At 73.6% G+C, this 25363-nt stretch carries 28 protein-coding genes; 19 read left to right on the top strand and 9 right to left on the bottom strand.

Annotated features, from left to right (window positions below):
- Positions 1-36 precede the first annotated feature (36 nt).
- From dop to prcA, 4 genes are read left to right on the top strand one after another with little or no spacing between them, the layout of a single operon-like run.
- Positions 37-1524: a depupylase/deamidase Dop gene (dop, locus tag VMV22_01700; GenBank protein HUY21033.1), complete on the top strand. Its 1488-nt coding sequence runs from the start codon at positions 37-39 to the stop codon at positions 1522-1524.
- Between the two features lie 11 nt (positions 1525-1535).
- On the top strand, positions 1536-1739 hold the full coding sequence (locus VMV22_01695; GenBank protein ID HUY21032.1) for a ubiquitin-like protein Pup: 204 nt from the start codon (positions 1536-1538) through the stop codon (positions 1737-1739).
- A 4-nt stretch (positions 1740-1743) separates the two neighbouring features.
- Positions 1744-2562: a proteasome subunit beta gene (gene prcB / locus VMV22_01690; protein ID HUY21031.1), complete on the top strand. Its 819-nt coding sequence runs from the start codon at positions 1744-1746 to the stop codon at positions 2560-2562.
- A 2-nt stretch (positions 2563-2564) separates the two neighbouring features.
- Positions 2565-3329, top strand: coding sequence for a proteasome subunit alpha (prcA, locus tag VMV22_01685; protein ID HUY21030.1), 765 nt, complete (start codon positions 2565-2567; stop codon positions 3327-3329).
- A gap of 52 nt (positions 3330-3381) precedes the next feature.
- Here prcA and VMV22_01680 read toward each other — a convergent pair whose 3' ends face one another.
- Positions 3382-3636 (bottom strand): DUF2007 domain-containing protein, encoded by a 255-nt coding sequence (locus VMV22_01680; protein HUY21029.1) that lies wholly within the window; start codon positions 3634-3636, stop codon positions 3382-3384.
- Between the two features lie 78 nt (positions 3637-3714).
- Here VMV22_01680 and pafA point away from each other — a divergent pair, with 78 nt between their 5' ends.
- The 10 genes from pafA to VMV22_01630 all read left to right on the top strand — a co-directional run bounded on the left by pafA (position 3715) and on the right by VMV22_01630 (position 13669).
- The gene (gene pafA, locus VMV22_01675) at positions 3715-5073 is read left to right on the top strand and encodes a Pup--protein ligase (protein HUY21028.1); all 1359 of its coding nucleotides are present in this window, start codon (positions 3715-3717) and stop codon (positions 5071-5073) included.
- Between the two features lie 50 nt (positions 5074-5123).
- Positions 5124-5903, top strand: a complete 780-nt coding sequence (lepB, locus tag VMV22_01670) for a signal peptidase I (protein ID HUY21027.1) — start codon at positions 5124-5126, stop codon at positions 5901-5903.
- Between the two features lie 116 nt (positions 5904-6019).
- Entirely contained in the window at positions 6020-6568 is a 549-nt protein-coding gene (locus VMV22_01665) for a twin-arginine translocase TatA/TatE family subunit (GenBank protein HUY21026.1), read from the top strand.
- 81 nt (positions 6569-6649) lie between these two features.
- The gene (gene tatC, locus VMV22_01660) at positions 6650-7351 is read left to right on the top strand and encodes a twin-arginine translocase subunit TatC (protein HUY21025.1); all 702 of its coding nucleotides are present in this window, start codon (positions 6650-6652) and stop codon (positions 7349-7351) included.
- Positions 7352-7364: 13 nt separating this feature from the next.
- Positions 7365-9533 (top strand): DEAD/DEAH box helicase, encoded by a 2169-nt coding sequence (locus VMV22_01655; GenBank protein ID HUY21024.1) that lies wholly within the window; start codon positions 7365-7367, stop codon positions 9531-9533.
- 13 nt (positions 9534-9546) lie between these two features.
- Entirely contained in the window at positions 9547-11169 is a 1623-nt protein-coding gene (locus VMV22_01650) for an FAD-dependent thymidylate synthase (protein ID HUY21023.1), read from the top strand.
- Between the two features lie 505 nt (positions 11170-11674).
- A complete protein-coding gene (locus tag VMV22_01645) occupies positions 11675-12154 on the top strand; it encodes a DUF4193 family protein (protein ID HUY21022.1) in 480 nt (159 codons plus the stop codon).
- A gap of 40 nt (positions 12155-12194) precedes the next feature.
- A complete protein-coding gene (locus VMV22_01640) occupies positions 12195-12746 on the top strand; it encodes a hypothetical protein (protein HUY21021.1) in 552 nt (183 codons plus the stop codon).
- A gap of 21 nt (positions 12747-12767) precedes the next feature.
- Positions 12768-13244, top strand: coding sequence for a GNAT family N-acetyltransferase (locus VMV22_01635; GenBank protein HUY21020.1), 477 nt, complete (start codon positions 12768-12770; stop codon positions 13242-13244).
- A gap of 2 nt (positions 13245-13246) precedes the next feature.
- On the top strand, positions 13247-13669 hold the full coding sequence (locus VMV22_01630) for an NUDIX domain-containing protein (GenBank protein HUY21019.1): 423 nt from the start codon (positions 13247-13249) through the stop codon (positions 13667-13669).
- Positions 13670-13699: 30 nt separating this feature from the next.
- On the opposite strand, the gene VMV22_01625 is transcribed toward VMV22_01630, so the two are convergent.
- The gene (locus tag VMV22_01625) at positions 13700-15076 is read right to left on the bottom strand and encodes a hypothetical protein (GenBank protein HUY21018.1); all 1377 of its coding nucleotides are present in this window, start codon (positions 15074-15076) and stop codon (positions 13700-13702) included.
- Positions 15077-15275: 199 nt separating this feature from the next.
- Between VMV22_01625 and VMV22_01620 the strand changes: the two genes are divergently transcribed.
- Positions 15276-16862 (top strand): trypsin-like peptidase domain-containing protein, encoded by a 1587-nt coding sequence (locus tag VMV22_01620; GenBank protein HUY21017.1) that lies wholly within the window; start codon positions 15276-15278, stop codon positions 16860-16862.
- 82 nt (positions 16863-16944) lie between these two features.
- Here the strand turns inward: VMV22_01620 and VMV22_01615 are convergent, their stop codons facing one another.
- Together VMV22_01615 and VMV22_01610 are read right to left on the bottom strand one after the other, a co-directional pair.
- Complete coding sequence (locus tag VMV22_01615) at positions 16945-17439, bottom strand: DinB family protein (GenBank protein HUY21016.1); 495 nt, start codon at positions 17437-17439, stop codon at positions 16945-16947.
- Positions 17439-18245, bottom strand: coding sequence for a PIG-L family deacetylase (locus tag VMV22_01610; GenBank protein HUY21015.1), 807 nt, complete (start codon positions 18243-18245; stop codon positions 17439-17441). The genes VMV22_01615 and VMV22_01610 overlap by 1 nt, the downstream gene beginning before the upstream one ends.
- Before the next feature lie 355 nt (positions 18246-18600).
- Here VMV22_01610 and VMV22_01605 point away from each other — a divergent pair, with 355 nt between their 5' ends.
- On the top strand, positions 18601-19314 hold the full coding sequence (locus VMV22_01605; protein HUY21014.1) for a dienelactone hydrolase family protein: 714 nt from the start codon (positions 18601-18603) through the stop codon (positions 19312-19314).
- A 236-nt stretch (positions 19315-19550) separates the two neighbouring features.
- Here the strand turns inward: VMV22_01605 and VMV22_01600 are convergent, their stop codons facing one another.
- Positions 19551-20162: an ATP-dependent Clp protease proteolytic subunit gene (locus VMV22_01600; GenBank protein HUY21013.1), complete on the bottom strand. Its 612-nt coding sequence runs from the start codon at positions 20160-20162 to the stop codon at positions 19551-19553.
- Positions 20163-20164: 2 nt separating this feature from the next.
- A complete protein-coding gene (locus tag VMV22_01595; protein HUY21012.1) occupies positions 20165-20428 on the bottom strand; it encodes a helix-turn-helix transcriptional regulator in 264 nt (87 codons plus the stop codon).
- A gap of 102 nt (positions 20429-20530) precedes the next feature.
- On the opposite strand from VMV22_01595, the gene VMV22_01590 reads away from it, so the two are divergent.
- Positions 20531-21163, top strand: a complete 633-nt coding sequence (locus VMV22_01590; protein ID HUY21011.1) for an ATP-dependent Clp protease proteolytic subunit — start codon at positions 20531-20533, stop codon at positions 21161-21163.
- 93 nt (positions 21164-21256) lie between these two features.
- On the opposite strand, the gene VMV22_01585 is transcribed toward VMV22_01590, so the two are convergent.
- On the bottom strand, positions 21257-22006 hold the full coding sequence (locus VMV22_01585) for a hypothetical protein (protein HUY21010.1): 750 nt from the start codon (positions 22004-22006) through the stop codon (positions 21257-21259).
- Positions 22007-22145: 139 nt separating this feature from the next.
- Here VMV22_01585 and VMV22_01580 point away from each other — a divergent pair, with 139 nt between their 5' ends.
- Complete coding sequence (locus VMV22_01580; GenBank protein ID HUY21009.1) at positions 22146-23306, top strand: amidohydrolase family protein; 1161 nt, start codon at positions 22146-22148, stop codon at positions 23304-23306.
- Positions 23307-23420: 114 nt separating this feature from the next.
- On the opposite strand, the gene VMV22_01575 is transcribed toward VMV22_01580, so the two are convergent.
- Together VMV22_01575 and VMV22_01570 are read right to left on the bottom strand one after the other, a co-directional pair.
- On the bottom strand, positions 23421-23753 hold the full coding sequence (locus VMV22_01575) for a helix-turn-helix transcriptional regulator (protein ID HUY21008.1): 333 nt from the start codon (positions 23751-23753) through the stop codon (positions 23421-23423).
- Between the two features lie 102 nt (positions 23754-23855).
- Complete coding sequence (locus tag VMV22_01570; protein HUY21007.1) at positions 23856-24092, bottom strand: hypothetical protein; 237 nt, start codon at positions 24090-24092, stop codon at positions 23856-23858.
- A gap of 73 nt (positions 24093-24165) precedes the next feature.
- Here VMV22_01570 and VMV22_01565 point away from each other — a divergent pair, with 73 nt between their 5' ends.
- A complete protein-coding gene (locus VMV22_01565; GenBank protein HUY21006.1) occupies positions 24166-25356 on the top strand; it encodes an LLM class flavin-dependent oxidoreductase in 1191 nt (396 codons plus the stop codon).
- Positions 25357-25363 lie beyond the last annotated feature (7 nt).

The following is a 25363-nucleotide window of genomic DNA, read 5'->3' as shown; positions in this document are numbered from 1 at the left end:
GCGCCGTCGCAGCCGCCACGCACTAGGGTCGGTTTCGTGGCCGTCGCGAAGGTGTGCGGGATCGAGACGGAGTACGGCATCCACCACGTCGGCGGCGACGGCAACCCCGTGGCGTCCTCGTCGCTGCTGGTCAACGCATACGTGTCCGATCTGGCCCGGGCGGGGTGGGACTTCGAGGACGAGTCGCCGGGTAACGACGCCCGGGGATTCGCGCGCGAGGGCGCCATGCCCCCCGAGGTGGAGACGCACCTCGTGAACGCCGTGCTCACCAACGGGGCCCGGTACTACGTCGACCACGCGCACCCGGAATTCTCGACGCCCGAGTGCGCGGACCCCCTCGAGGTCGTGAAGTACGACAAGGCGGGGGAGGAGGTGCTGCGCCGCTCCATGGCGGCCGTGCGGCGCGTGCTCCCCGAGGGCCAGTCGATCGTCGTGTACAAGAACAACTCCGACGGCAAGGGCAACTCCTACGGGACCCACGAGAACTACCTCATGGACCGGGCCGTGCCCTTCGCCCGCATCGCCCACCTCATCACCCCGCACTTCGTCACGCGCCAGGTCTTCACCGGCGCGGGGAAGGTGGGGACCGAGACCCCGGCCAACGTCGGCCGTGACATCCCCTTCCAGCTGTCGCAGCGCTCCGAGTTCTTCGAGGAGGAGATCGGCCTCGAGACCACCCTGAAGCGCCCCATCGTGAACACGCGCGACGAGCCCCACGCCGACCCCCAGCGCTACCGGCGCCTCCACGTCATCGTGGGCGACGCCAACCTGTCGGAGACGGCCACCTTCCTGAAGGTGGGGACCACCGCGCTCGTTCTGGCGCTCATCGAGGACGACGCCTTCGGAGGGCGCGAGCTGACCCTCGCCAACCCGGTGAAGGCCATCCGGCAGGTGTCGTACGACCCCACGCTGTCGGTGGCGCTCGACCTCGCCGACGGCCGCAGCGCCACCGCTTTGGCGCTGCAGTGGGAGCTGTTCGGCCTGGCCCGCAAGTACGCCGAGGACCGCGGCCTGGCATGCCTGGGTGACGAGGCGGTGGGCCAGGAGCTGCTCCAGCAGTGGGAGGACGTGCTCCACGGCCTGGAGACCGACCCCGGTGTCGTGGCCGACCGGGTGGACTGGGCCGCCAAGCTCCAGCTGCTCGAGGCCTACCGCGAGCGCCACGGGCTCGACTGGGACGACCACCGGCTCGCCGCGGTCGACCTGCAATACCACGACCTGCGCCCCGAGCGGTCGCTGTTCGCGCGGCTCGACACCAAGCGCCTGGTGGGGGAGCAGGAGGTGCTCGACGCCGTCACCGAGCCGCCCCGCCGGACCCGGGCCTATTTCCGGGGGCAGTGCCTGCGCCGCTGGGCGTCGTCTGTCGCCAGCGCCAACTGGGACTCGTTGGTGTTCGACCTCGGTACCGACCCCCTCCGGCGCGTCCCTATGATGGATCCGCTACGTGGTACAGCCGAGCACGTGGAGGAGCTTCTCGAGGGCAGCGCCACCCCGTCGGAGCTGTTGGCACGGTTGAGCGCCTAGGGAGTGGACTGATGGCCGAACGGGAGCAGAAGCGCAAGCAGGCGCCGACGACGCGCGAGGAGACGACGACCGAGGAGACCGAGGCGCCGGCGCCGTCCCCCCAGGGCGAGAAGTTGAAGGCCGAGCTCGACGACCTGCTCGACGAGATCGACGAGGTCCTCGAGGAGAACGCCGAGGAGTTCGTCCGGAACTACGTCCAGAAGGGGGGGGAGTAGCCGGGTGGGCCTTCCCTTGTTCCCGCCCGGGGACGACCCGGGTCCGAGCTTCGCCGCCCTCGTCCGTCGTACCGATCCCACCGGGGCACTGCTGCGCGGCCCGGACGTCGCCGCCGTGACGGCCGGCGTGGCCCACGGGACGACCGTGGTGGCGCTGCGCTACGCCGACGGCGTGGTGATGGCAGGCGACCGCCGCGCCACCGAGGGCAACATCATCGCCCACCGCGCCATGGAGAAGGTCTTCCCCGCCGACCGGCACTCGGCGGTGGCCATCGCCGGGGCCGCCGGGCCCGCCATCGAGATGGTCAAGCTCTTCCAGACCCAGCTCGAGCACTACGAGAAGGTGGAGGGCGTGGCCCTCAGCCTCGAGGGCAAGGCCAACCAGCTGGGCCAGATGGTGCGCGAGCACCTGCCCATGGCCATGCAGGGCCTCGTGGTGGTGCCGCTGTACTGCGGCTTCGACCTGCGGCTCGGGTTGGGGCGGATCTTCACCTACGACGTGACCGGCGGCCACTTCGAGGAGGCCGACCACGCGGCCACGGGGTCGGGCGGGCGTGACGCCCGTACCACGATCAAGCTGGGCTGGCGCCCCGATCTGCCCCGAGACGAGTCGATCGAGCTGGCCGTGCGGGCCCTGTACGAGGCCGCCGACGAGGACTCCGCCACCGGCGGGCCCGACCTGGTGCGGGGCATCTTCCCCGTGGTGGCCACGGTGACCGCCGGCGGCTACGACCGTGTGAGCGACACCGAGGTGGCCGACCGCTTCGCATCGCTCGTGCAGCGGCGCGGCGTGGGCCGGGGCATCGGAGGTGGCGGGCCGTGACCATGCCGTTCTACGTGGCGCCCGAGCAGGTCATGAAGGACCGCGCCGAGTACGCCCAGAAGGGCATCGCCCGGGGCCGGTCCCTGGTGGCGTGCGTGTTCGACGACGGAATCCTCATGGTGGCGGAGAACCCGTCGCGCTCGCTGCACAAGGTGAGCGAGATCTACGACCGCATCGCCTTCGCCGGCGTCGGCAAGTACAACGAGTTCGACCAGCTGCGGGTGGCCGGCGTGCGCCACGCCGACACCAAGGGCTTCGCCTTCAGCCGCGAGGACGTCGACGCCCGGTCCCTCGCCAACCTCTACGCCCAGTTCCTCGGGCAGGTCTTCACCCACGAGATGAAGCCCCTCGAGGTCGAGATCCTGGTGGCCGAGCTCGGCGCCGACGGCAAGTCGGACCAGCTGTACCACATCGCCTACGAGGGCACGATCACCGACGAGGACCGCTTCGCCGTGCTGGGCGGTGAGACCGAGACGATCACGGACCGCTTCGCCGGGTCCTACGCCGACGGGTGGGCGCTCGACGCCGCCCTGCGCGCCGCCGTCGCCGCGCTGGCCGGGCCGGACCGCACCCTCGCCCCCGACGACCTCGAGGTGGCTGTGCTGTCGCGTGCCCAGGGCCGCCGCGCCTTCCGCCGGCTCGGCCACGGCGAGCTGGCCGAGCGCCTGGCCGGGGGCCGCAAGAGCGGCTCGCGCGGTGGGCGTGGTGCCGGCGCCGCCGCCGGCGCGGCCCCCGGCGGGGACGGCGCCCCGACCCCTTCCGCCTAGGCCCTCCCGCCTCACGGCCCGCCCGGGCCGGCGCGGCGCCCCGGGGGGGGCGTCAGCGGTCGCCGGGCGAGTCCTCCTGCGCCTCGTCGAAGAGCGCCTCCACCTGGTCGGCGAGCAGCAGCTCGCGGGCCTCGTCGGCCTGGTCGGCGACGACGAGCACCTCGACGGGCCCGGGCAGGGGATAGGGGCCCTCGCGGGCGCCGAGCACCTGCGTGAGGATGCCCTCGGCCCCCAGGCGCGCCATGACCACCCGGGCTTCGAACGTCGATCCCACGGTGGTCAGGTGGACCATCAGCGGTGTGGCCACCGCGAGAGGCTACCCGTCCTGCGCCGTCGCGCCCCGGGAGACGCTGCGGCGCACGGGCCCGGCACTACCGTGGGTGCGATGGACAGGCGGATCTTCGGCCTCGAGAACGAGTACGGCGTCACCTGTACGCTGCGCGGCCAGCGCCGCCTGTCGCCCGACGAGGTGGCGCGCTACCTGTTCCGGCGTGTCGTCAGCTGGGGGCGCTCCTCGAACGTCTTCCTCGAGAACGGCGCCCGGCTCTACCTCGACGTGGGGAGCCACCCCGAGTACGCCACGCCCGAGTGCGACTCCATCACCGACCTCGTGGCCCACGACAAGGCGGGGGAGCGCATCCTCGACCACCTCGTCACCGGGGCCGAGGCCCGGTTGCGCGAAGAGGGGATCCGCGGCGTCATCTACCTGTTCAAGAACAACACCGACTCGGCCGGCAACTCCTACGGGTGTCACGAGAACTACCTGACGAGCCGGCGCGACGACTTCGCCCACTACACCGAGGTGCTGATCCCGTTCCTGGTGAGCAGGCAGATCTTCTCGGGCGCGGGCAAGGTCCTGCAGACCGCCCGCGGGGCGGTGTACTGCCTGTCGCAGCGGGCCGAGCACATCTGGGAGGGCGTGTCGTCGGCCACCACGCGCAGCCGCCCGATCATCAACACGCGCGACGAGCCCCACGCCGACGCCGAACGGTTCCGGCGGCTGCACGTCATCGTGGGCGACTCCAACATGAGCGAGTACGCCACCTACCTCAAGGTGGGGTCGACGAGCATCCTGCTGCGCATGCTGGAGGACCCCGGCACGGTGCTGCGGGACCTGACCCTCGAGAACCCGATCCGGGCCATCCGCGAGATCAGTCACGACCTCACGTGCCGGCGCAAGGTCCGCCTCGCCAACGGGCGCGAGGTGAGCGCCCTCGACATCCAGGCCGAGTACCTCACCCGGGCCCTGCGCTTCCGTGACTCGCACGGCCTGTCGCCCCAGGAGGACCGCGCCCTCGACATGTGGGAGCACTGCCTGAAGGGCCTCGAGTCCGACCCCATGACCCTGGCGCGTGAGTGCGACTGGGTGGCCAAGCACCAGCTGATCGAGGCGTACCGCGCCCGGCACGGCCTGCCGCTCGGGCACCCCAAGATCGCCCTGGTCGACCTGCAGTACCACGACGTGAACCGCAGCCGCGGCCTCTACTACCGCATGGAGGCCCGGGACCGCATGGAGCGCATGACCGACGACGCGGCCATCAGCGAGGCCATGAACCGCCCACCCCAGACCACGCGGGCCCGGCTCCGGGGGGAGTTCATCCGGCGCGCCAAGGAGCGCCGCCGAGACTTCACGGTCGACTGGGTGCACCTCAAGCTCAACGACCAGGCCCAGCGGACGGTCCTGCTGAAGGACCCCTTCCGCTCCCACGACGAGCGCGTCGAGAAGCTGATCGCCAGCCTGTGAGGCCGGGCGGGGGCAAATAGCGGGTGGCCGTCCACTAGCCTCGACAATTCGTGGCCTCCGACCCGCCCGAGTCGTCGCAGTCGTCGAGCTCCCTCGACGCCCTGTGGGTCCGCGACTTCGGGCAGAACGGCACGGTGGCCCAGGTGGCGGCCCCCGAGCCCCCGGCGCCGGCCCCGGCGCCGCCGTCGCACCCGTGGTCGGCCGAGTCCACCCTGGCCGGGCCCTTCGTCTCGCCGCCCCCCCCGCCGCCGGGCGCCCCGGGGGCTCCCGGCACCCCGTCACCGCCCCCGCACCGGCGCCCCCCGCGCCGGGGCCGCTGGGTCGTGGAGTGGGCCCTGGTCCTGGTGGTGGCGGTGGCGGTGGCGGTGGGCATCCGGACCTTCGTCGTCCAGACCTTCTACATCCCGTCGGCGTCGATGGAGCCCACGCTCATGATCGGCGACCGGATCCTGGTGGACAAGCTGAGCTACCACCTCCACTCGGTGCACCGCGGCGACATGGTGGTCTTCGGCAAACCCCCGGGCGAGAACGCCGGCCCCGAGGTGAAGGACCTCGTCAAGCGGGTCATCGGCCTGCCGGGGGAGCGGATCTCGTCCTCGGGGGGCCAGGTGGTCATCAACGGGAAACCGCTCAAGGAGCCGTGGCTCGTCCACGGCACCATCACGACCAGCATCACGCCCCAGACGGTCCCCGCCAACGAGTACTTCGTGATGGGGGACAACCGTTCGGACTCGCAGGACAGCCGCTACTTCGGCCCCATCCCCCGGTCGCTCATCGTGGGCCGGGTGGTGGTGCGGATCTGGCCGCTGTCGAAGCTGCACTTCTTCTGATGCCACCCGCCCCCGTCGGGCGCCCGGCGCGCTGACGCCGGCCCGGGGGCGCGCCGCGCCGGCGCCGGTGCGACCGCCGGGTTCAGGGAGGCCCAGGGTCCTACACTTGGCCCGACATGTTGTCCCTGAGCCCGGCGAAACTGCTGGTCATCCTCGTCATCGCGCTGATCGTCCTGGGGCCCGAGAAGCTCCCCCAGGTGGCGCGCCAGCTGGGCGCGGCGTGGCACGACCTGCGCGGCTGGCGCAGCAAGATCGAGAGCGAGGTGCGCGGGACGTTCCCGAACCTCCCCCCGACGCACGAAGTGGCCCAGGCCGTGCGGTCGCCGTTCGCCTTCCTCGACCGCCTGGCCGACGAGCACGAGCGGGCCGCGGCCGACGGGGCCGACGGGGCGACCGACCCGGTGGCGGCGGGTGCCACGGGGCCGCCCGACGGCGCGCCGGGCGCCGACGGCGCCCCTGCGGCGAGCGGCGCCGCGGCCGAGAACCGGTCGACGAACGGATCCGCAGCCGAGAACGGGTCGGTTGCGAGCGGGTCGGTTGCCAACGGGTCGGCCGCCACCGGCGCGGCGGGCACGGCCACCGGCCCGGCGGCGGCATCGGGGGCCGCGGGAGCGGCGGGGCCCGGCGCGTTCCCGGCCGTGCCCGACGACCCCAGCATGAACTGACCGGCGCCATCGGCCCCGCCCATGGTCGCCCGACTCCGGATCCCGTTCCGCGGCCGCTCACTGCGGCCGACACCCGATGCCATGACGCTCGGCGAGCACCTGGCCGAGCTGCGCCGACGGCTCCTCGTGTCGGTCTTCGCGTTCGCCGTGGCCGCCACGGTGGCCTTCATCGTGTACCCGGACATCCTGCACTTCCTGCAGTCGCCGTACTGCCGGGTGGCGGGGCCACGGCACTGCAAGCTGTACGTCACCGACCCGCTCGGTGGCTTGTCGTTGCGCATCAAGCTGTCGACCTACGGCGGCCTCTTCCTGGCGTCGCCGATCGTGCTGTGGGAGCTGTGGCGCTTCATCACGCCGGGCCTGCACCGCAACGAGAAGCGCTACGCCCTGCCCTTCATCTTCTCGTCGATCCTCCTCTTCAGCGGGGGAGCGGTCCTCGCCTATATCTCGTTCCCGCACGCGCTGAAATTCCTGCAGAACGTCGGGGGGCCGTCGCTCCAGCAGATCTACGACCCCAACAAGTACCTCGGCCTGATCGTGGCGCTCATGACGGTCTTCGGCCTCACCTTCGAGTTCCCGGTGGTGCTGGTGTCGCTCGAGCTCGCCGGGGTCCTGCGGCCCGAGCGCCTGGCGTCGTGGCGGCGGTGGGCCATCGTGCTCATCGTCGTGTTCGCGGCGTTCATCACCCCGAGCGGCGACCCGTTCTCCATGCTGGCCCTGGCCGCGCCGCTCTACGTCTTCTACGAGGTGTCGATCGTCATCGGGAAGCTCCTGCGCCGTTGAGGCGCCGAGCCCCGTGACGACGAGCCCCGTGACGACGAGCCCCGCGGACGACGGCCGGCGCGCCGCCTTCGTGGCCCGGCTCGGGTTCCGGCCCGACGCCTTCCAGGAGGCCGCCTTCGACGTCCTCGAGGCCGGCCGGTCGATCCTCGTGTCGGCCCCGACCGGCTCGGGGAAGACGGTCGTCGCCGACTACGCCGTGGACCGGGCGCTCGCCGAGCGGCGCCGGGCCTTCTACACGACCCCGCTCAAGGCGCTCTCGAACCAGAAGTTCGGCGACCTGGCCGCCGTGTACGGGCCGGGGCGGGTCGGCCTGCTGACCGGCGACCTGTCGCACCAGCCCGACGCCGCCGTCGTCGTCATGACGACCGAGGTGCTGCGCAACATGCTCTTCGCCCGCTCGCCGCAGCTCGCCCGCCTCGGCCTGGTGGTGCTCGACGAGGTGCACTACCTCCAGGACCCCTACCGCGGCTCGGTGTGGGAGGAGGTGCTCATCCTGACCCCGCCCGAGGTCGTGTTCGTGTGCCTGTCGGCCACGGTGTCCAACGCCGCGCAGTTCGGGGCGTGGCTGGCGAGCGTGCGCGGGCCGACGGACGTGATCGTCGAGGAGCGCCGGCCCGTGGAGCTGCGCCAGCACCTGGCCATCGCCGAGAAGGGCACCCGCCGCGTCGACCTGGTCCCCCTGGTCGCCGGGGGCAAGGTGACGCCGCAGGCCGTCGCTCTCGACCAGCGCGTCACCCGCATGGCGCGCCGCCCCGGGGGCCTGCGCCACGCCCGCCTGGCGGGCCCTCGTCGTGGCGAGCTCGTCGAGGCCCTCGACGACCTGTCGATGCTGCCGGTCATCGTCTTCATCTTCTCGCGGGCGGCCTGCGACGACGCCGTGGCCCAGTGCCTGTCCGACGGGATCCGCCTCACCACCGCCGAGGAGCGCGCCGAGATCCGACGCCGGTGCGAAGAGCACACCGAGGGCCTCCCCGACGACGAGCTGCGCGTGCTCGGGTACGGGCCGTGGGCCGCCGGGCTCGAGGCCGGCCTGGCGTCGCACCACGCCGGGATGATCCCCGCACTGCGCGAAGCGGTGGAGGACTGCTTCTCCGCGGGGCTGCTCCGCGTGGTGTTCGCCACCGAGACCCTGTCGCTCGGCATCAACATGCCGGCGCGCACCGTCGTCATCGAGCGCCTCACGAAGATCCGTGCGCACGGGCGCAGCGGGCTCACGTCGGGGGAGTACGCGCAGATGACGGGGCGCGCCGGGCGCCGGGGCCTCGACGCCGTCGGCCACGCCGTGGTCGTGTGGTCCCCAGGCGTGTCGGTGGCCGCGGCGGCCTCGTTGGCCACGTCGCCCACGCCCGACCTGCGGTCGTCGTTCCGGCCCACGTACAACCTCGCCGTCAACCTCGTGCGCCGCTACCCGGTGGACCAGGCCCATTTCGTGCTGGACCGCTCCTTCGCCCAGTTCCTCGACCAGCGCCACCACCACGCCCTGTCCGAGCGCCTGGACCGGGCCCTGCGGCTGCTCGACCGCTTCGGGTACGTGGAGCTGGCGGCGTGGCGGCTGACGGCGCGCGGCGCGCTGCTGGCGTCGATCTACCACGAGTCCGACCTCCTGGTGGCCGAGGCCCTGACGGCGGGGATCTTCGACGGCCTGGACGCGCCCGGCCTGGCGGCGGTGGTGTCGGCCTGCACGTTCGAGACCCGGCCGGGTCGCGCGGCCGCCGTGCCCAACCCCCCGCGGGCGCTGCGGCCGCGCCTGGCCTCGCTGGCCGCCCTGGGCGAGCGCCTGCGCGCCGAGGAGGAGGCCGCCCACCTGCCGCGCACACGTGCGCCCGACGAGGGGCTGGCCGATGTGGCGTGGCGCTGGGCCCGCGGGCAGCGCCTGGAGCACGTCCTCGAGCGGGCCGAGCTCGCCCCCGGCGACTTCGTGCGCAACGTCAAGCAGCTCGTCGACCTCCTGCGGCAGCTGGCCGTGGTGAGCCCCCGCCCCGAGACCGCGGCGACCGCCCGGGCGGCGGCCGAGTCCCTCCAACGGGGGGTGGTGGCGGTCTCCGTCGCCTCCGAGCTGATCGCCGCCGACGACGCCGCACCGCCCCCCGGCGAGGGCCCCGAGGGTGCGGGTGCGGGCCCCGGAGGTGGCGACGGGGCAGGCCGACCGGGGTCCGCCACCTCGCCCGGCGGCCGGTCGTAGTGTTGCCGGGGCCATGTTCCCCTACGCCGAGGAGCGCTTCACCGACGACGAGGTAGAGGTCCTCCGCCGGTACGTCACGAACGTCGACGGACCGGTGTTCGCCCTGGTCAACCTGCCCGAGGTCGTCAAAGGCGCCCTGTTCGCCCGTTACTCGCGCTCGGCCAAGAGCCTGCGCCGGCTCTTCCTCGACGAGTTCGTCGGTGAGCTGGACGTGAGCGGGGACGCCGGGGTGGACGCCACCGTCGGGCTGCGGCGGGCCGAAGAGCTCTACGACCGGGTGTTCCTCGAGTACGGCGACGACTCGGTGGCCCAGCTGGGCGGCGTGCACCTGGCCTGCGAGCAGGCGTCGAACGTGCTGACCAAGGTGCTCGAGTGGGGCCGGCTCATGGCGTACCTCGAGCAGTCGACGCGCTACGTCCCCTACGACAGCCGCCTGACCACGGGCCACTACCGCTACCACCGCGACCCCGACGTGCTCGAGTCGGCGCTCGGGGCGCGCTATGTGGGCGACATGGACCGGATGTTCGACACCTACCGGTCGTCGCTGCCCGAGCTGCAGGCGTGGCTCGGCAAGCGCTTCCCGCAGGAGGCCGGCGACTCCGACTTCGTCTACCGCCAGTCGATCCGCGCCAAGGCGCTCGACGCGCTGCGGGGGCTGTTGCCCGCGGCGTCGCTCTCCAACGTCGGCATCTACGGGACCGGCCAGTCCTACGAGATGCTGCTGTTGCGCATGCGCGCCCACCCGCTCCCCGAGGCTCGCCGGTACGCGGACCTCATGCTCGAGGAGCTGCGCAAGGTGATCCCGTCGTTCCTCCAGCGCGTCGACATGCCCGAGCGCGGGGGAGTGTGGTCCGAGTACCTCGCCGACACCCGGGAGCGCACCGACGACGTGGTCCGGCGACTGTGGCCCGACGCCCAGGGCACGCCGCGCTCGCAGGTGTCGGGCGTGCGGCTCGTCGACTGGGACCCCGAGGGCGAGGACAAGGTGGTGGCGGCCATGTGCTACCCGTTCACCACGCTGCCCGACGAGGAGGTCCTGCGCCGCGTGCGGGCGCTCGGGGCCGAGGAGCGCCGGTCGATCGTGCGGGCCTACGTGGGGGACCGGTCCAACCGCCGCCACCGCCCGGGCCGGGCCTTCGAGCGCACCGAGTACCGGTTCGACGTGGTGTCGGACTACGGGGCGTTTCGCGACCTGCAGCGCCATCGCATGCTCACCATCGAGTGGCAGGGCCTGGGGCCCGGGCTCGGGTTCGAGATGCCCGACGTGGTCGCCGAGGCCGGCCTGGCCCAGCCCTACGAGCGCTCCATGGAACGCTCGGCGGAGCTCCACGACGCCCTGGCCCAGCCGTTCCCGGTGCAGGCGCCCTACGCCGTGGCGCTCGCCTTCCGGATCCGCTACGTCATGCAGATGAACGCACGCGAGGCCATGCACGTCCTGGAGCTGCGGTCGGGGGAGCAGGGGCACCCCGCGTACCGCGCCGTCGCGCAGGACATGCACCGCCTGGTCGCCGAGCACGCCGGGCACCGCCTCGTCGCCGAGGCCATGTCGTACGTCGACCACGGCGCACACGACCTCGAGCGTCTCGGGGCGGAGCGGCGGGCCGAGGCGCGGCGGTCGGCGGCCGTGCCCACCTGACGCACCGCCGCGCCGACGCCGCGCCGGGGGGCCGCGCCCCGCCACGTCCCCGCCACGTCCCCGCCCGAGCGGGAACTTTTTCACGAGCCGAAGGCCTCCACCCCGTGACCAGGGGCGATAGGGGAACCAGCAGGTGACGGCGGGCAAGAGCCGCTTGAGACCTCGCGAGCGCTGCGCGTATTGTGCGCCCAGTCCCAGACGCCCCTGCGGCTGCTCGGCCGGTCTCCCGGCTGAGCGGGTGGCGAGGGGGGGATGCTGTGAGAGGCGGAGGGTGGCCCGAGGGACCGAGTAGAGAACGTCCCACCATCACCCCGGCGGTGGCCGGCAGGTGGAGATGGCACCAAAGGTCCCCGGGCCCTGCCGCCCCGGAACACGCACCCCGGGCGACACCGGCACACCGGCCCGGACCGGCGCCCCGGGCGCCGTCCGGGATGTGTCGGCGCGACGGATGGGAACCGGTATGCTCCCGCGGCGTCTGACGACCCAGAGGGAATAACGCACAGCAATGGCCGACGATTTGGATGACGTGGCGGAGCCCGACGAGCTCGAAGCCGTGGAGCTCGACGACCTCGCCGACGAGGAGCTGATCGACGAGGAGCTCGACGAGGACGACCTCGACGAGGCCCTCGTCGACGAGGACGACGACGACGCCATCGGCGCGGACGTCGACACCGAGGACGCCGATGCCGTCGAGCCCACCGCCGTCCCGGTCGCCGTCGTCCCCGAGGAGGGCGAGGAGGAGGAAGAGGAGGTCGACGACGAGGACGTCGAGGCCAGCCTCGACGAGATCCTCAAGGAACGCCTGGTCGTCGAGGAGGAGGAGGCCGAGGACGAGGAGGTCGCCGAGCCCGACGACCGCTCCGAGATCTCCGAGCGGGTCCTCCCCAAGCAGCCCGACGAGTTCGTGTGCAGCTCCTGCTTCCTGGTCAAACACTCCAGCCAGCTGGCCGATCCGGAGAAGGGGATGTGCCGCGACTGCGTCTGACGGTGGCCCCGGACCCGGCCCGGCCGCAGGGGGGCGGACGGTGACCGGGCAGCGGTCCCCGAAGGAGCGCCTGCTCGAGCTGGTGGTCTTCGGCCCCGCCGGGCTGGCCGTCACCGTCGTCGAGGAATTCCCCGGGCTCGTCGAGAAGGGCCGGCATCGCCTGGAGGGCCAGGTGCACACCGCCCGCCTCGTCGGGCAGGTCGCGTTCCAGATGGGCCGGCGCCAGGTGGAGCAGACACTCGGGAAGCTCGGAGAGCGGCGCGGCGCGGCGGGGAGCGACACGGGCGCCGTGTCGCGACCTGAGCCCGAGCCGCCGGCGCGCTCCGCCGAGGCACCGGTGCCTCCCCCCGGGCCCGGTGCGCCGGACCACGCGCCGGGGCACGTGCCCGTCAACGGCAGCGGCCCGCCGCCCTCGCTCGCCATCCCCGGCTACGACAGCCTGTCGGCCTCGCAGGTGGTGCAGCGCCTCGAAGGGTTGTCGCCCGGTGAGCTCGAGGACGTGCGTGCGTACGAGGCCACCCACCGCCACCGGCGCACCATCCTGCACCGCGTCGAGCAGCTGCTCACCGGGGCGGACGGCGCGCAGCCCTAGGCCGGCGCGAGGCGGGGGTCCGTGGAGGCGACTCGCCCGGCGGCGCGCCACGACGGGGACCGCTGCGCGGAGCTGTGCCGCGAGGCGCTCCACGAGCTCCAGGAGGCCCGCGGGGGTGCGCTCTTCGTGCGGCGTGAGAGCGGCCTGTTGGCCAAGGCGCTGCTGCGGCCGGGGGGGCTCGACCGGCTGCTCGCCGACCCCCGTCGCCAGGTGCTCGTGGGGACCATCGACGATGTCGTGGTGGGGCTGGCGACCGGGCGGGTGGACCCCGTGGGGGAGGCCTCCATCGGGATCGTCGACGGATGCTTCGTGGCGGCGGGTGCCCGCGGCGTGGGCGTGGGCCGGGCGCTGCTCGACGCCCTCGTGGCGTGGTTCACGGCGTCGGGCTGCCGGGGGGTCGACGCCAGCGCGCTGCCCGGCGACCGGTCGACCAAGGGCTTCTTCGAGGCGGCCGGGTTCAAGGCGCGCCTCATCACGATGCACCGGCTCTTGGGGTGACGATGCCCGTCGCCCCGGCCGGGTCGGGGGCGGGGCCGGTGGTGGCCGTCGGGGGAGTAGCGGTCGTCGAGCGCCGGCTCCTGCTGGTGCAGCGGGCGAACCCCCCCCAGGCCGGCCGCTGGACGGTGCCGGGCGGACGGGTGGAGCCCGGTGAGGCGCTCGCCGCCGCCGTCGAGCGCGAGGTCCGTGAGGAGACGGGCGTGGTGGTGCGCTGCGGGCCCATGCTCGGGTGGGTCGAGCGCATCGGGCCCGACCACCACTTCGTCATCCTCGACTTCGTGGTCGACGTGCCGAGCGACGCGCCCGCGCCGGTCGCCGGGGACGACGCCGCCGCGGTGGCGTGGGTAGCGCTGGCGGAGGTGCCCGCGGTGGCGCTCGTGGACGGGCTCGAGGAGTTCCTCCGGGCGCACGGCGTCCTGGACTGACCCCCGCGTCGGGCCGTCAGGCCTGCCGGGTCACGACCCGCGGACGCCGGACGCCGTCGGCCGTCGGGGTCCGGGCGGCGGGGGGATCGGGAGCCCGAGCAGGCGGGCCACCTCGGGCACGATGCCGGCGGCGCGTCGCGCCGCGACACGGAGTTCCTCGCCGGCGCCCTCGGGGAGCCCCGCCGGTTTCACGGTGCGCCGCACGGGGGAGTCGACGACGGCGTCGAGCAGTGCCAGCCAGTCCGCCTCCGAGAGCCCGGGCGCCATGGCGCCGCCGGCGGCCTCGGCCAGGCGCACGGCCAGTTCCGCCGGCACGCGGGCGGCGGGCTCGGGCGGGCGCGACGACACGCGCAGCGCGTCCGCCACCCGCCCGTCGTCGAGGGCGGCGACGATGCGCGCCAGCCATCCGTCGCGCAGCGCCGTGACGCGGGCCTGGAGCGCCTCGCGCAGCGCGCCGACCATCTCGCGGCCCTCGTCGTCGAGGCTGACGGTGGACGCCGACGCCACCACGGAGCGGACCTCGCGCAGCGGGGCGTCCTTGCCGGCATTGCGCGCGGCGACGGCCCGGTCCTTCCACGCGGCCAGGTTCATCCGAGGCAGGAGCTCCTCGGCCATGGTGAGGAGGGGCTCGGGCGACACTTCGGCGCGCCCCTCGGAGCGGGCGCGGGCGTTCTGCTCCTCGATGGCATGGCGGACGGCGGGGATGCCGCCGCGCAGGAGCTGCTCCGCCACCGGCAGCTGCTCGGGGCGCAGCTCGGCCAGCGCGGCGTTGCGGTTGGTCGACACCACCTGGAGCCGGCGCGTCCGGTCGTCGCGCCCGGGTCGAGCGGGTCGACCGCCGGCTCCGGCTCGCTCGGGCCGGTCGCCGCGCTCGGGCCGGGCGCCGCGCTCGGGCCGGTCGCCGCGCGCCGCCCCGTCGGGTCGTGGGGCACGCTCCCCACGGGGCGCGCCGCCCTCGCGTGCGGGGCGGGCGCCCGGTAGGTCGCGCCCGCGGCCGCGCTGGTCGTCGCGACCGGCGCCGTCGTGGCCGTCCCCGCGTCCCTCGCGGCCGCGCGACGGGCCGCCGCGCCGGGGGCGGGCCCCGCGCTCGCCCTCGTCGCGCCGCCGCCCGCCGGGGGCCAGCACCACCGAGACACCGCCCGGCGCGGCGTCGCGCCCGGAGCCGATGATCTCGATGCGCGCCACGCGCTCGGGGCGCGCCTCGGCCTTGGGCGCCAGCACGGACGTCACGACGATGCCCTCGAGGTCGAAGTCGGCGTCGGCCCGCAGGACGTCGCCGACCTTGGCGCCGTCGGGGAGGAGGGCTCCGTCGAGCGCTCCGCGCGGCTGGCGAGCCCCCGGGGCGCGCCAGGTCCACGTGCCGTCGTCACGGCTGCTGGTGAGCTCGATGTCGATTCTGCGAGACATGCCGGTCGCCCACGCTACCGTCGGCGCCGACACCGTGAGAACCCTGCTGGGTGAGAGCGCCGGCGCGAGGTCGTCCGGATGCTGTGGAGGTTCTGAGAATATGGCCAATCCCGCCCGATCGACCGCAGCGGTTCCCTAGTCTGACGGGTGGCGAGGGGCCCGGTCGGGCGATTCCCGGCCCGAGGACAGGAGCGCGATCGTGGACGACAGGCGCGAGGACGATGCGGCCCACGGCACCGAGTCGACGCCCGTCCCACCCCCTGCGCTCGGTGACACCACAGGCCACCTCGACGCCCCCGTGACCATCCCCGGCCAGGCCGGGCAGTGGGCGCCGGCGCAGGGCACCCCCGCCGCGTCGCCGCCCGCCCCGACCCCGCCCACGCCCGGGGGCGCACCGGGCGCCGCCGTCGCCCCCGTGGCCGTGCCGGGCGGACCGTGGACGCCGCCCGCGGCCCCACCCGCGACACCGTGGGCCTCGCCCACCGCCGAGACCCCGACCGTCCCGGTGTGGCGGGCCGCCGACGCGCCCCCGGCGCCGGGGTGGCCGCCGCCGGGCGTCCCTCCCGTCACGCCGGGCGCGCCCCCGATGCCGGGAACGCCCTGGGGGGCGCCGCCGGCGGCGCCGCCGGCACCGGCGGCGCGCCGCACCCCGTCATGGGTGGTGGTCGCCGTGGTGGCCGCGCTCGTCGGCGGGGCCGCCGGGGCGGGCATCGCCGAGGCCGTCGGGACGGGGAACGGCAATTCCGGCCCCGCCCCCACCGTCAAGGTCGGCCAGGTGTCGCCGGGGCCGGCGCTCGCCGGGGGCGCCCAGATCCCCACGATCGTGAAGAGCGTCCTGCCCGAGGTGGTCTCCATCGACGCCAAGGGCCCGGGAACCTCCGGGGGTGCGCTCTTCGGCGCCGGCCCGGTCGAGGACCAGGGGACGGGGATGATCATCACCACCACCGGCGAGGTGGTCACCAACAACCACGTGATCTCGGGCGCCACCACCATCACGGTCAACCTCTACGGCCAGACCACCGCGCTGCCGGCCACGCTCGTGGGCGCCGACCCCTCGAGCGACGTGGCCCTGCTCAAGATCGACTCGCCGCCGGCCGACCTCCAGGCGGTGACGTTCGGGGACTCCACCAAGCTCCAGGTCGGCGACGCCGTCATCGCCATCGGCAACGCCCTCGGCCTGTCGGCGGGCACGCCCACGGTCACGTCGGGGATCGTCTCGGCTCTCGGGCGCACGGTGCAGGCCGGCGACACGGGCACCTCGGGCGAGACGCTGCACAACATGATCCAGACCGACGCCGCCATCAACTCGGGCAATTCCGGTGGGCCCCTGGTCGACTCGGCGGGACAGGTGGTGGGCATGAACACGGCGGTCGCCTCGTCGAGCACGGGCAACGCGCCGGCGCAGAACATCGGTTTCGCCATCCCCTCGTCGACCATCCAGGGCCTGCTCGGCACCCTGCGCAGCGGGGGCACCGCCGGCGTGTCGAAGCCCTACCTCGGCGTCGAGGTGACCGACGAGACGCCCCAGCAGCAGCAGGCCTACGGGCTCGTGCCGGCGTCGGGCGCGCTGGTGGTGTCGGTGGTGACCGGCTCGCCGGCGGACTCGGCCGGCATCAAGACCGGCGACGTCGTCGTGGCGTTCAACGGCAAGGCGGTGGGGTCGGCCCAGGAGCTCACCAACGACGTGCAGGCCTCGGCGTCGGGGCGCCAGGTGAAGGTCACCATCTACCGCGGCCAGCAGAAGTTCACCGTGACGGCGACGTTGGCGCTGGCCCCCGCCAGCTGACGCCACGGCGGCGGTGCCGTCGCGTCGGGGGGGACCGGGGCGGCCGGCGGGGGAACGGAGGCGGCCGGCGGGGGAGCGGCCGTCAGCGGCCCGTGGCCCCGTCGAGCAGCTCGCGCAGGATGTCGGCGTGCCCGGCGTGGCGCCCCGTCTCCTCCACCAGATGGGCGAGCATCCAGCGCAGGGTGAGGCCGTGGCTGCCGCGGGCGAGTGGCCGGTCCAGGTCGTCGCAGGCCTCCACGATGTCGTCGGTGCGTCGGGCGGCCTCTGCGTAGGCGCGGCGCACCGAGGCCACGGTGTCGTCGTCGGCGAGCGCGAACCCGTCGCCGTCGGTGGTGATCTGCGCCCCCAGGAAGCGCCGCTGCGCCCAGTACACCTCGACGAAAGCCAGGTGCTTGGCCAGCCCCAGCAGGGTGGTGCCCGAGGGCACGAGGGCGCGCCGGGCGTCGTCGTCGGACAGTCCCTCGAGCTTGCGGTCGACGCCGGCGCGCAGATAGCGCAGGAAGGCCAGCTGGGTGTCGCGCTCCCCGGCGACGATGCCCGGCGCGTTGGCGCCGTCGCCGTCGCCGCCGGGCGCCATCAGCCCTGGGCCGGGCCGAGGAGCGAGTCCTCGAGGTGCGCGGCGCCCCGGGGCGCCACGGCGCCGACCCTGACGTACCACTCGGTGCCCCACACCGCGGCGAAGGCCTCGGGCGGCATGCTCAGGAAGAACGAGGTGTCACCGATCTGGCTGGCATGGACCTCCATGGCCCGGCGCTTGCGGTCGAGGAAGCCGCTCACGTCCACCTCGGTGGTGATCCGGTGGCCGCGCACGCCCAGGGTGTGCAGGAAGTCGCGCTGCTCGTCGGGCATCGGCAGGCCGATCTCGTCGGCGCGCCCGGCCAGCTCGAGCAGGTAGTCGCGGTTGATCGTGGCCATGAACACGCGCGAGGTCCCCGCCATCTCCGCAGCCCGCAGCCCGACGCGGTGCGCCTGGATGTGATCGGGGTGGCCGTACCCGCCGTTCTCGTCGTAGGTGGCGAGCACGTCGGCGCGCTCGTCGTCGAGGATGGCGGCCAGGCGAGCCGCGGCCTCGTCGATGTCGGCCCGCCAGAAGCACGCCGGGTCTTCGTTGGTGGGCTCACCGACCATCCCCGAGTCGCCGTAGCCGAGGTACTCGTGGCGGGCCACCCCCAGCACGTCGCAGGACGCCGCCAGCTCCCGGGCCCGGCGCTCGGCCAGGGTCTCACCGGACGCCAGCAGCCCGTCGGGGACCTCGCCGAGCTCCCCCCGGGTGGCCGTGATGAGGACGACCCGGTGGCCGTCGGCTGCCATGCGGGCCATGGTGCCGCCCGTCTGGATCGCCTCGTCGTCGGGGTGGGCGTGGAGGAAGACGGCGGTGGCCATCGCGGGCAGATTAAGCCACCGAGGAGCGCGGTGGCGCCGGCCCTGGGGGAGGGGCGTGGCGCGGTGCCGAGGGCGCCCCCGGGGAGCGGACAGCAGGGAATACCAATTATGATATGTCCGTCCGGACACGCGTGGTGGGTCGATGTGGGTCCCCCGGCACTGAGTACCGTGTGCGTGTGGGCGAGGACGCTGTCGAACCGACGCTGGACCCGGTTCGTCGTCGGCTCCTCGTCGGGTCGGTGCTCGACTCCATGGACCAGGAGCTGGCCGAGCCTTCGTAGGGGTACGTGATCGTGGGTCGGTCGGCGCGTGCACGTGGGAAGCCTTGGCGCGGGCACAACGGCGAGGAGGGTCGATGGCGACGACGGTGACATTGGCGACTGCGGACGGCGACATGGGGCTGTACGACGTCGAGCCCGACGGCGAGGCACGCGGCGCGGTCGTCGTGGTGCAGGAGGCCTTCGGGGTGAACCATCACATCGAGGCCGTCACCCGGCGCTTCGCGGCGGCCGGCTACCGGGCCGTGGCCCCGCACCTCTTCCACCGCACCGGCGACCCCGTGCTGGGCTACGGGGACTTCGACAAGCTGATGCCGCACTTCCAGGGGCTGTCCGAGGAGGGGCTCCTCAACGACGTCGACGCCGCCCTCGGCTATCTGCACGAGGCCGGGTTCGGTCCCTCCCGGACCGGGGTGGTCGGCTTCTGCATGGGCGGGACGGTGGCCTTCCTGGTGGCGGTGCGCCGCGGGGTGGGGGCCGCCGTGACCTTCTACGGCGGGGGCATCGCCGAGGGGCGTTTCGGCATGGCGTCCCAGCTCGACCTGGCCGCCGACCTGCAGGCCCCGTGGCTCGGCCTGTACGGGGACGAGGACAAGGGGATCCCCGTCGAGGACGTCGAGAAGCTGCGTGCCGCCGTGGCCGCCGCACCCGTGGACACCGACATCGTGCGCTACCCGGAGGCCGGCCACGGGTTCCATTGCGACGCCCGTCCGGACTACAAGCAAGACGCCGCCACCGATGCCTGGCAGCGCACCCTGGCGTGGTTCGGGGCGCATCTCGCCACGAGCTGACACGCGGCTGCACGGGGCCGAGGGCCCGGGGGCCCGGGGGCGGCCCCCGGAGGCCGGTGGGAACAGCACATCGGCGCACCGATGATTCACGCCGGCTGCTCCCACAGAACCGCCGATAATGTATCTTATGTAAAGTTACTAGGCACGAATCCGGCACGAAATGACGGGTCGTCGTCGCGTCGTCGAGCCGAGAGGGGTTGCCCGGGCCCTCGGCCCGCCCCCCCGCACCGCGGCGGTCAGGACCGGGAGCGAAAGCCGAGCGGGCGGCCGGGCATCGGGTACACGCGTGCCACCGGGCCGCAGATCTCGTCCACGAGGCCGTACCGGCGGGCCTCGTCGGCGTCGAGGGAACGGCCGCTCGACAGGTCCCGCGCCAGCTCCTCCGGTGCCCCCCCGACCGCCGCCGCCACCCGCTCGCAGAACCGCCGGAACTGGTCGTGCTGGCTGGCCGCCCACGACGCCAGGTCCGTCGAGGTGCCCGTGTGGGCCAGGACGGGCTCCGACAGCCGGAAGCGGGCGTGCGGGGTGGCCCGGCGGTGATGGGCCACGGCCAGAGGGCCGATGGCGGTCCCGGCCGCCTGGCCGACACACGTGGCCGTGACCTCCACCCCCAGCAGGTCGATGACGTCCATGACGCAGAAGGCGGCCTCCAGGGAGCCGCCCGGGCTGTCGACGTGGAGGTGCACCGGGTCGTCGCCGGTGGCGTCGAGGGTCATGAGCTCGGCCGCCAGCTGCCCCGCGTGGGCGTCGTCGAGCGGGCCCCACAGGAAGACGACGCGCTGGTCGAAGAGCTGGTCACGGGCCGTCCGGCGCCACGGGGCGTCGCGGCCGTCCGGGCCCGGTGGCACGGTCATGGTCGGGGCGCCCCCAGCTGCCAATCGAGCTCGAGGCCGACGGCCTCGGCGTAGCGCTCCAGGGTGGAGAGCCGGACGTCGGCCTCCCCCGCTTCGAGCCGGGCCACGGCGGACTGGGACGTGCCCATGCGAGCCGCCACCTGGGTCTGCGACAGACCGATGGCCCGGCGCCTGGTCACCAGCTCGGCGCTGAGGTCCTTGCGCCGCTGCGCCATCTCCCGGAACCCGGGGAACACCGGTTCATGTCGACGCGCCGTCACGGGACCTCCTCGTGCCCCACGCCCGAGGCCAGCATAGCTCGAATGTGATATCTCGCAAATGAGATATCGTGGGGCCCACCCGCGACGAGGAGGAGGAATCCCGTGGCCCCGTTCCAGTCGGTCATCCCCACCGTGCTCGAGTCGTCGGCCCGCGGCGAGCGCGCCTTCGACATCTACTCGTTGCTCCTGCGCGAGCGGATCGTGTTCCTCGGCCAGGAGGTCGACGACCAGATCGCCAACCTCATCATCGCCGAGCTGCTGTACCTGGAGGCCGAGGACCCGGAGAAGGACATCTCGCTGTACGTCAACTCCCCCGGCGGCCTGGCGTACGCGGGCATGGCGATCTACGACGTGATGCAGCACATCCGCCCCGACGTGTCGACGGTGTGCGTCGGCATGGGCATGTCGGCGGCCGCCATGGTGCTGTGCGGCGGCGCTCCCGGGAAGCGCCTGGCGCTCCCGAGCGCCAAGATCATGATCCACCAGGGCTCCGCGGGGACCCGCGGCGCGCCGCGCGACATGGAGATCCAACTGCGCGAGGTGTTGTCGATGACGCGCCGCATGGCCGAGGTCATCGCCCATCACTCCGGGCGCCCGCTCGAGCAGGTCGAGCAGGACCTCGACCGCGACTACTTCATGACGGCGCACGAGGCGATGGACTACGGCCTCATCGACGACATCATCCTCCCCCGCCGCGGGCTCGCCGCTCCCCTGCCGGCGGCCGCCGCCGTCTGAACGCACCGGTCTGACCGCACCGGTCTGTTGCACGGGTCTGACGGCACCGGTCACCAGCACCCGGAGCGTGGCGGGCGTCGACGGCCGCGGCCGTCAGCTCGTGGGGATCGACGAGAACGGCACCGTCGTCGTCGGCGCGCTCAGGTGCAGGGGAACGCCCCACTTGCTGAACGACCCGTCGTCGAGCGCCGACTGCGTGCCGCTCTTCACCTGCCCACTGAAGCGCAACGGCAGCGTGGGGTGGGTGGTGGCGATGAAGTAGGTGGCCGACCCCGTCACCCCCGACTGGGCCTGGCCGGGCAGCCCGCCGCGCACGCCGATCACCTGCCGCCCCGCGACGGTGGCGAGCCCGGTCAGGGTCAGGTTGCCGCTGGGCTCGAGCTGCGTCAGGGTGCTGACCAGCGTCACGCTCTGGGCGATCGAGCTGTAGAGACCGCCGTCGGTCTTGTGGATGGCGATCCACTTCCCCGCGAAGGTGTTCGCGGTGGCGGCCTTCAGGCCCATGACCGAGCTCAGGCCGCCGGCGTTGCCCTGGACGTAGGCGACGCTCGCCACGTAGACCACCTTGATCTGCTGCGTGCCCTGCTTGACCGTCTGCTGGCCCTCGCTGGGGCCGGCGTCCCCACTGATGGTCTGGGTCTGCCCGCCGTTGTGCGCGGTCATGACGTAATGGGCGGTTCGCTGGGCCCGGGCCGCGGCGACCGCCGCCGACAGGACCTGCGCCGGCGTCTTGCCCGCCAGGTCACCGACGTGCGCAGTGGGCGTCGCAGTGCTCGACGACCCGCAGGCGCCGACCGTGAGCCCCACGAGGGTGACGGCCACCCCGACGACGGTCTTGCGCATCCGGGTCCACGGTAGTGCATCCCCGCGGCGGCCCCGTCTGCGTGCAGCAGTCACCGCCGGGCGCGAGGATCGCGGTCGGCGGTGGCGGTCGTGGGTGCCGACCCCCGGGTGCACCGCCCCGGACACGGAGGGACACCTGGTGCGACGGACGAGGATCGACGCCGACACGCACCTCTACGAGACCCGTGACCTGTGGGTGCGCTACATGGACCCGACCGACCGCCACCACGCCATCGGGATCGTCGACGACGACCTCGGGCACCCGTGGCTGGTCCAGGGAGGCAGGCGCGTCCACCTGGCCGAGATCCACCATCCAGGAGATGTCACCGCCATGGGCGCCTACCGGGAACGGGTGCGACGCGGCGAGCCACCCGACGTCCCCTTCGACGAGGCACTCCCCCGCTGTTTCTGGGACCCCGAGGCCCGTGTCCGCCAGCTCGACGACTTCGGCCTGGACGCGTCCGTGGTGTTCCCCAACTACGGGCTGCTGTGGGAGCGGCCACTCGAGGACCGGCTGCCCGAGACCTTGGCCAACATGCGGGCGTGGAACCGGTGGGCGGCCGAGGTCGCCGGGGGCGCGGCCGGTCGGCTGTACCCGGTCGCGCACGTGACGCTGCGCGCCCTCGACTGGCTGGAGGACGAGCTGGCCACGCTGGCGGCCGCGGGCGTGCGGCTGGCCATGATGGCGCCGTCGCTCGTCGACGGACGACCGTTGTCGCATCCCGACCTCGACCGCGCCTGGGCGGCGTTCGTGGACCACGGCATCGTGCCGGTGTTCCACGTGGCCGCCTTTCCCCAGCCGTTCCACGACGCCTGGTACGAGGCGGACCCCGACCCCGTGGCCCCGGTGCTCTCGTCGGTGTTCATCTGGAGCGCGCCGGCGGTCGCTCTCACGGACCTGACGATCAACGGCGTGTTCGCCCGGCACCCGGACCTGAAGATCGGGGTGATGGAGCTCTCGTCGGTGTGGGTCGGGTGGTTCCTCGTGATGCTGGACGGAGGGTTCGACTTCCATGCCCGCTTCAACGGCCGGCCCCTCGCACGGCTCGAGCAGCGGCCGAGCGACTTCATCCGGCGCCACGTCCGGGTGGCGGCGTTCTGCTACGAGAATCCTCGCCGGCTGGTGGACGAGGTCGGCGAGGACATGTTCATGTTCTCGAGCGACTATCCGCACGCCGAGGGTATCGCCCGTCCTGTGGCCGACTACGAACGCGTGGCCGGCCCGATGGACGGTCGCGCCGGCGACCAGCTCTACGCCGGCAACCTGGCGTGGCTGCTGGGGCTGGGCGCACTGTCGTAGCCGCCCCGGTCCGCACGCGCTGTCGGGGGACCCCCGCGGGCTCCCTCGCCCTCGTCGGCCGATGGCCGGGTGCGCCCCCGCGGACGAACCGAGGGGAAGCACGCGCCGGGCTTCTCAGCGCTGGGGCTCGAAGTCGATCACGAGGTCGGCGCCGAGGGCCCGGGCGATGCGGTCCAGGGAGATCACCGTCGGCGACACCATCCCCTTCTCGAGGCGGGCGATGGCCGGCTGGCTGGTCCCCGCCCGTGCCGCCAGCTCGGTCTGGCTGACCCCGGCACGCAGGCGGGCGGCGCGCACCGCGCTGCCGACCATGATCGAGGTCCGGGTGCGCTCGTAGCGGGCGAGGGCATCAGCGCCGCGGCCGGGCGCCGGGCGCCGGGGCGGGCTGCCGTGCCCCCGCACTCCCCGGATCGCGGATGCCGGCCGACTCCCGGCTATATCTGCCATGGTATATATCATAGTCGATCTGTCCGCCCCGGGACGGCTCCGGCGGGAGGAGACCCGATGTGGATCATCGGCCCCCGGCCCCGGGCCCGCTGGCCCTGATGCTCATGGGGGACGCTGTCGGGGGCGTGCCTCTCCGTCGCCGACGCGGCCCCGCCGGCCGGGTGCCGACAGCCAGTGGGCGCCCGCCGCGGCGCCCATCCGGACCGGGCTCGCCACCAGGTCCACCAACAGCACGACCGCGCACCGGACCATCACGGCGAAGCCCAGCAGCATCGCCAGCACGCCCAGCACGAACGTCGGGAGGCGCGTCGTGCCCTCACCCACGACGGGCGGCACCACGCACACATCATCCCATCCGGCCCGATCCCATCCGGCCCGGCTGCGTGCAGCCGGGCCGTCGTAGACTTCGCGGATGGACCGGCCCCTCGACTTCGGCATCTTCCTCGCCCCGTTCCACCCCGTGGGACAGAGCCCGACCCTGGCGCTCGAGCGCGATCTGGAGCTGGTGGTCCGCCTCGACCAGCTCGGCTTCGACGAGGCCTGGTTCGGCGAGCACCACTCGGCGGGCTACGAGATCATCGCCTCGCCCGAGGTGTTCATCGCGGTGGCGTCGCAGCGGACCGAGCACATCCGCCTCGGCACGGGGGTGAGCTCCCTCCCCTACCACCATCCGCTCATCCTGGCGGACCGCATGGTGCTCCTCGACCACCTGACGCGTGGCCGGGTCATGTTCGGGGTGGGCCCCGGCGCGCTGCCGTCGGACGCCTTCATGATGGGCATCGACCCCATGAACCAGCGCGACATGATGGAGGAGTCGCTCGAGGCGATCCTGGCCCTGCTCGACGGCGGGGAGCCCGTGACGCGCCAGGCGTCGTGGTTCACGCTGCGCGACGCCCGCCTGCAGCTGCGGCCCTACACCCATCCCCGGTTCGAGGTGGCTGTGGCGGCGCAGATCTCGCCGGCGGGGCCGCGCGCCGCGGGCCGGTTCGGGTTGTCGCTCCTGTCGATCGGCGCCACCTCCGCGGGCGGGTTCGACGTGCTGGGCTCGCACTGGCAGGTGATGGAGGAGCGTGCCGCCGAGTTCGGCACGACCGTCGACCGGAGCCGCTGGCGACTGGTGGGGCCGATGCACGTCGCCGAGACCGAGGAGCAGGCGCGCGCCGATGTCCGCTTCGGCCTGGCGAAGTGGGTGGACTACTTCGAGCGGGTGGCGGCCCTGCCCCTGGCACCGGGGACTCTCGACCCCGACAAGATGGTCGATGCCCTCATGGAGACGGGCTTCGCCATCATCGGGACGCCGGCCATGGCCGTTGCGCAGATCGAGCGCCTGGTCGAGCAGTCGGGTGGCTTCGGCACCTTCCTCCTCATGGCGCACGAGTGGGCCGACCGTGAGGCCACTCTGCACTCCTACGAGCTCTTCGCCCGGGAGGTCGTGCCCCACTTCAAGGGCACCCTGGCGTCGCTGCGGGGGTCCCGGGACTGGGCGGCGGAGAACCGCCCCGAGTTCATCGGCGCGGTGGGGGGGGCCATCATGCAGGCCATCTCGGACCACCAGGCCGAGCGCGCCGCGCAGCGCGAGCCGGCCTCCTCCCCCGAGTCCTGAGCCGCGG

It is taken from the genome of Acidimicrobiales bacterium (assembly GCA_035531755.1).
GTDB lineage: Bacteria > Actinomycetota > Acidimicrobiia > Acidimicrobiales > UBA8190 > DATKSK01.
This window is presented reverse-complemented; position numbering and strand designations above follow the sequence as displayed.

What these genes read in the sequence shown, in the direction of transcription:
- VMV22_01695 (HUY21032.1), top strand. Translation starts at nt 1,536, where the DNA reads ATGGCCGAACGGGAGCAGAAGCGCAAGCAGGCGCCGACGACGCGCGAG.
- prcA (HUY21030.1), top strand. Translation starts at nt 2,565, where the DNA reads ATGCCGTTCTACGTGGCGCCCGAGCAGGTCATGAAGGACCGCGCCGAG.
- pafA (HUY21028.1), top strand. Translation starts at nt 3,715, where the DNA reads ATGGACAGGCGGATCTTCGGCCTCGAGAACGAGTACGGCGTCACCTGT.
- VMV22_01665 (HUY21026.1), top strand. Translation starts at nt 6,020, where the DNA reads ATGTTGTCCCTGAGCCCGGCGAAACTGCTGGTCATCCTCGTCATCGCG.
- tatC (HUY21025.1), top strand. Translation starts at nt 6,650, where the DNA reads ATGACGCTCGGCGAGCACCTGGCCGAGCTGCGCCGACGGCTCCTCGTG.
- VMV22_01650 (HUY21023.1), top strand. Translation starts at nt 9,547, where the DNA reads ATGTTCCCCTACGCCGAGGAGCGCTTCACCGACGACGAGGTAGAGGTC.
- VMV22_01645 (HUY21022.1), top strand. Translation starts at nt 11,675, where the DNA reads ATGGCCGACGATTTGGATGACGTGGCGGAGCCCGACGAGCTCGAAGCC.
- VMV22_01630 (HUY21019.1), top strand. Translation starts at nt 13,247, where the DNA reads ATGCCCGTCGCCCCGGCCGGGTCGGGGGCGGGGCCGGTGGTGGCCGTC.
- VMV22_01625 (HUY21018.1), bottom strand. Translation starts at nt 15,076, where the DNA reads ATGTCTCGCAGAATCGACATCGAGCTCACCAGCAGCCGTGACGACGGC.
- VMV22_01615 (HUY21016.1), bottom strand. Translation starts at nt 17,439, where the DNA reads ATGGCGCCCGGCGGCGACGGCGACGGCGCCAACGCGCCGGGCATCGTC.
- VMV22_01610 (HUY21015.1), bottom strand. Translation starts at nt 18,245, where the DNA reads ATGGCCACCGCCGTCTTCCTCCACGCCCACCCCGACGACGAGGCGATC.
- VMV22_01605 (HUY21014.1), top strand. Translation starts at nt 18,601, where the DNA reads ATGGCGACGACGGTGACATTGGCGACTGCGGACGGCGACATGGGGCTG.
- VMV22_01585 (HUY21010.1), bottom strand. Translation starts at nt 22,006, where the DNA reads ATGCGCAAGACCGTCGTCGGGGTGGCCGTCACCCTCGTGGGGCTCACG.
- VMV22_01575 (HUY21008.1), bottom strand. Translation starts at nt 23,753, where the DNA reads ATGGCAGATATAGCCGGGAGTCGGCCGGCATCCGCGATCCGGGGAGTG.
- VMV22_01565 (HUY21006.1), top strand. Translation starts at nt 24,166, where the DNA reads ATGGACCGGCCCCTCGACTTCGGCATCTTCCTCGCCCCGTTCCACCCC.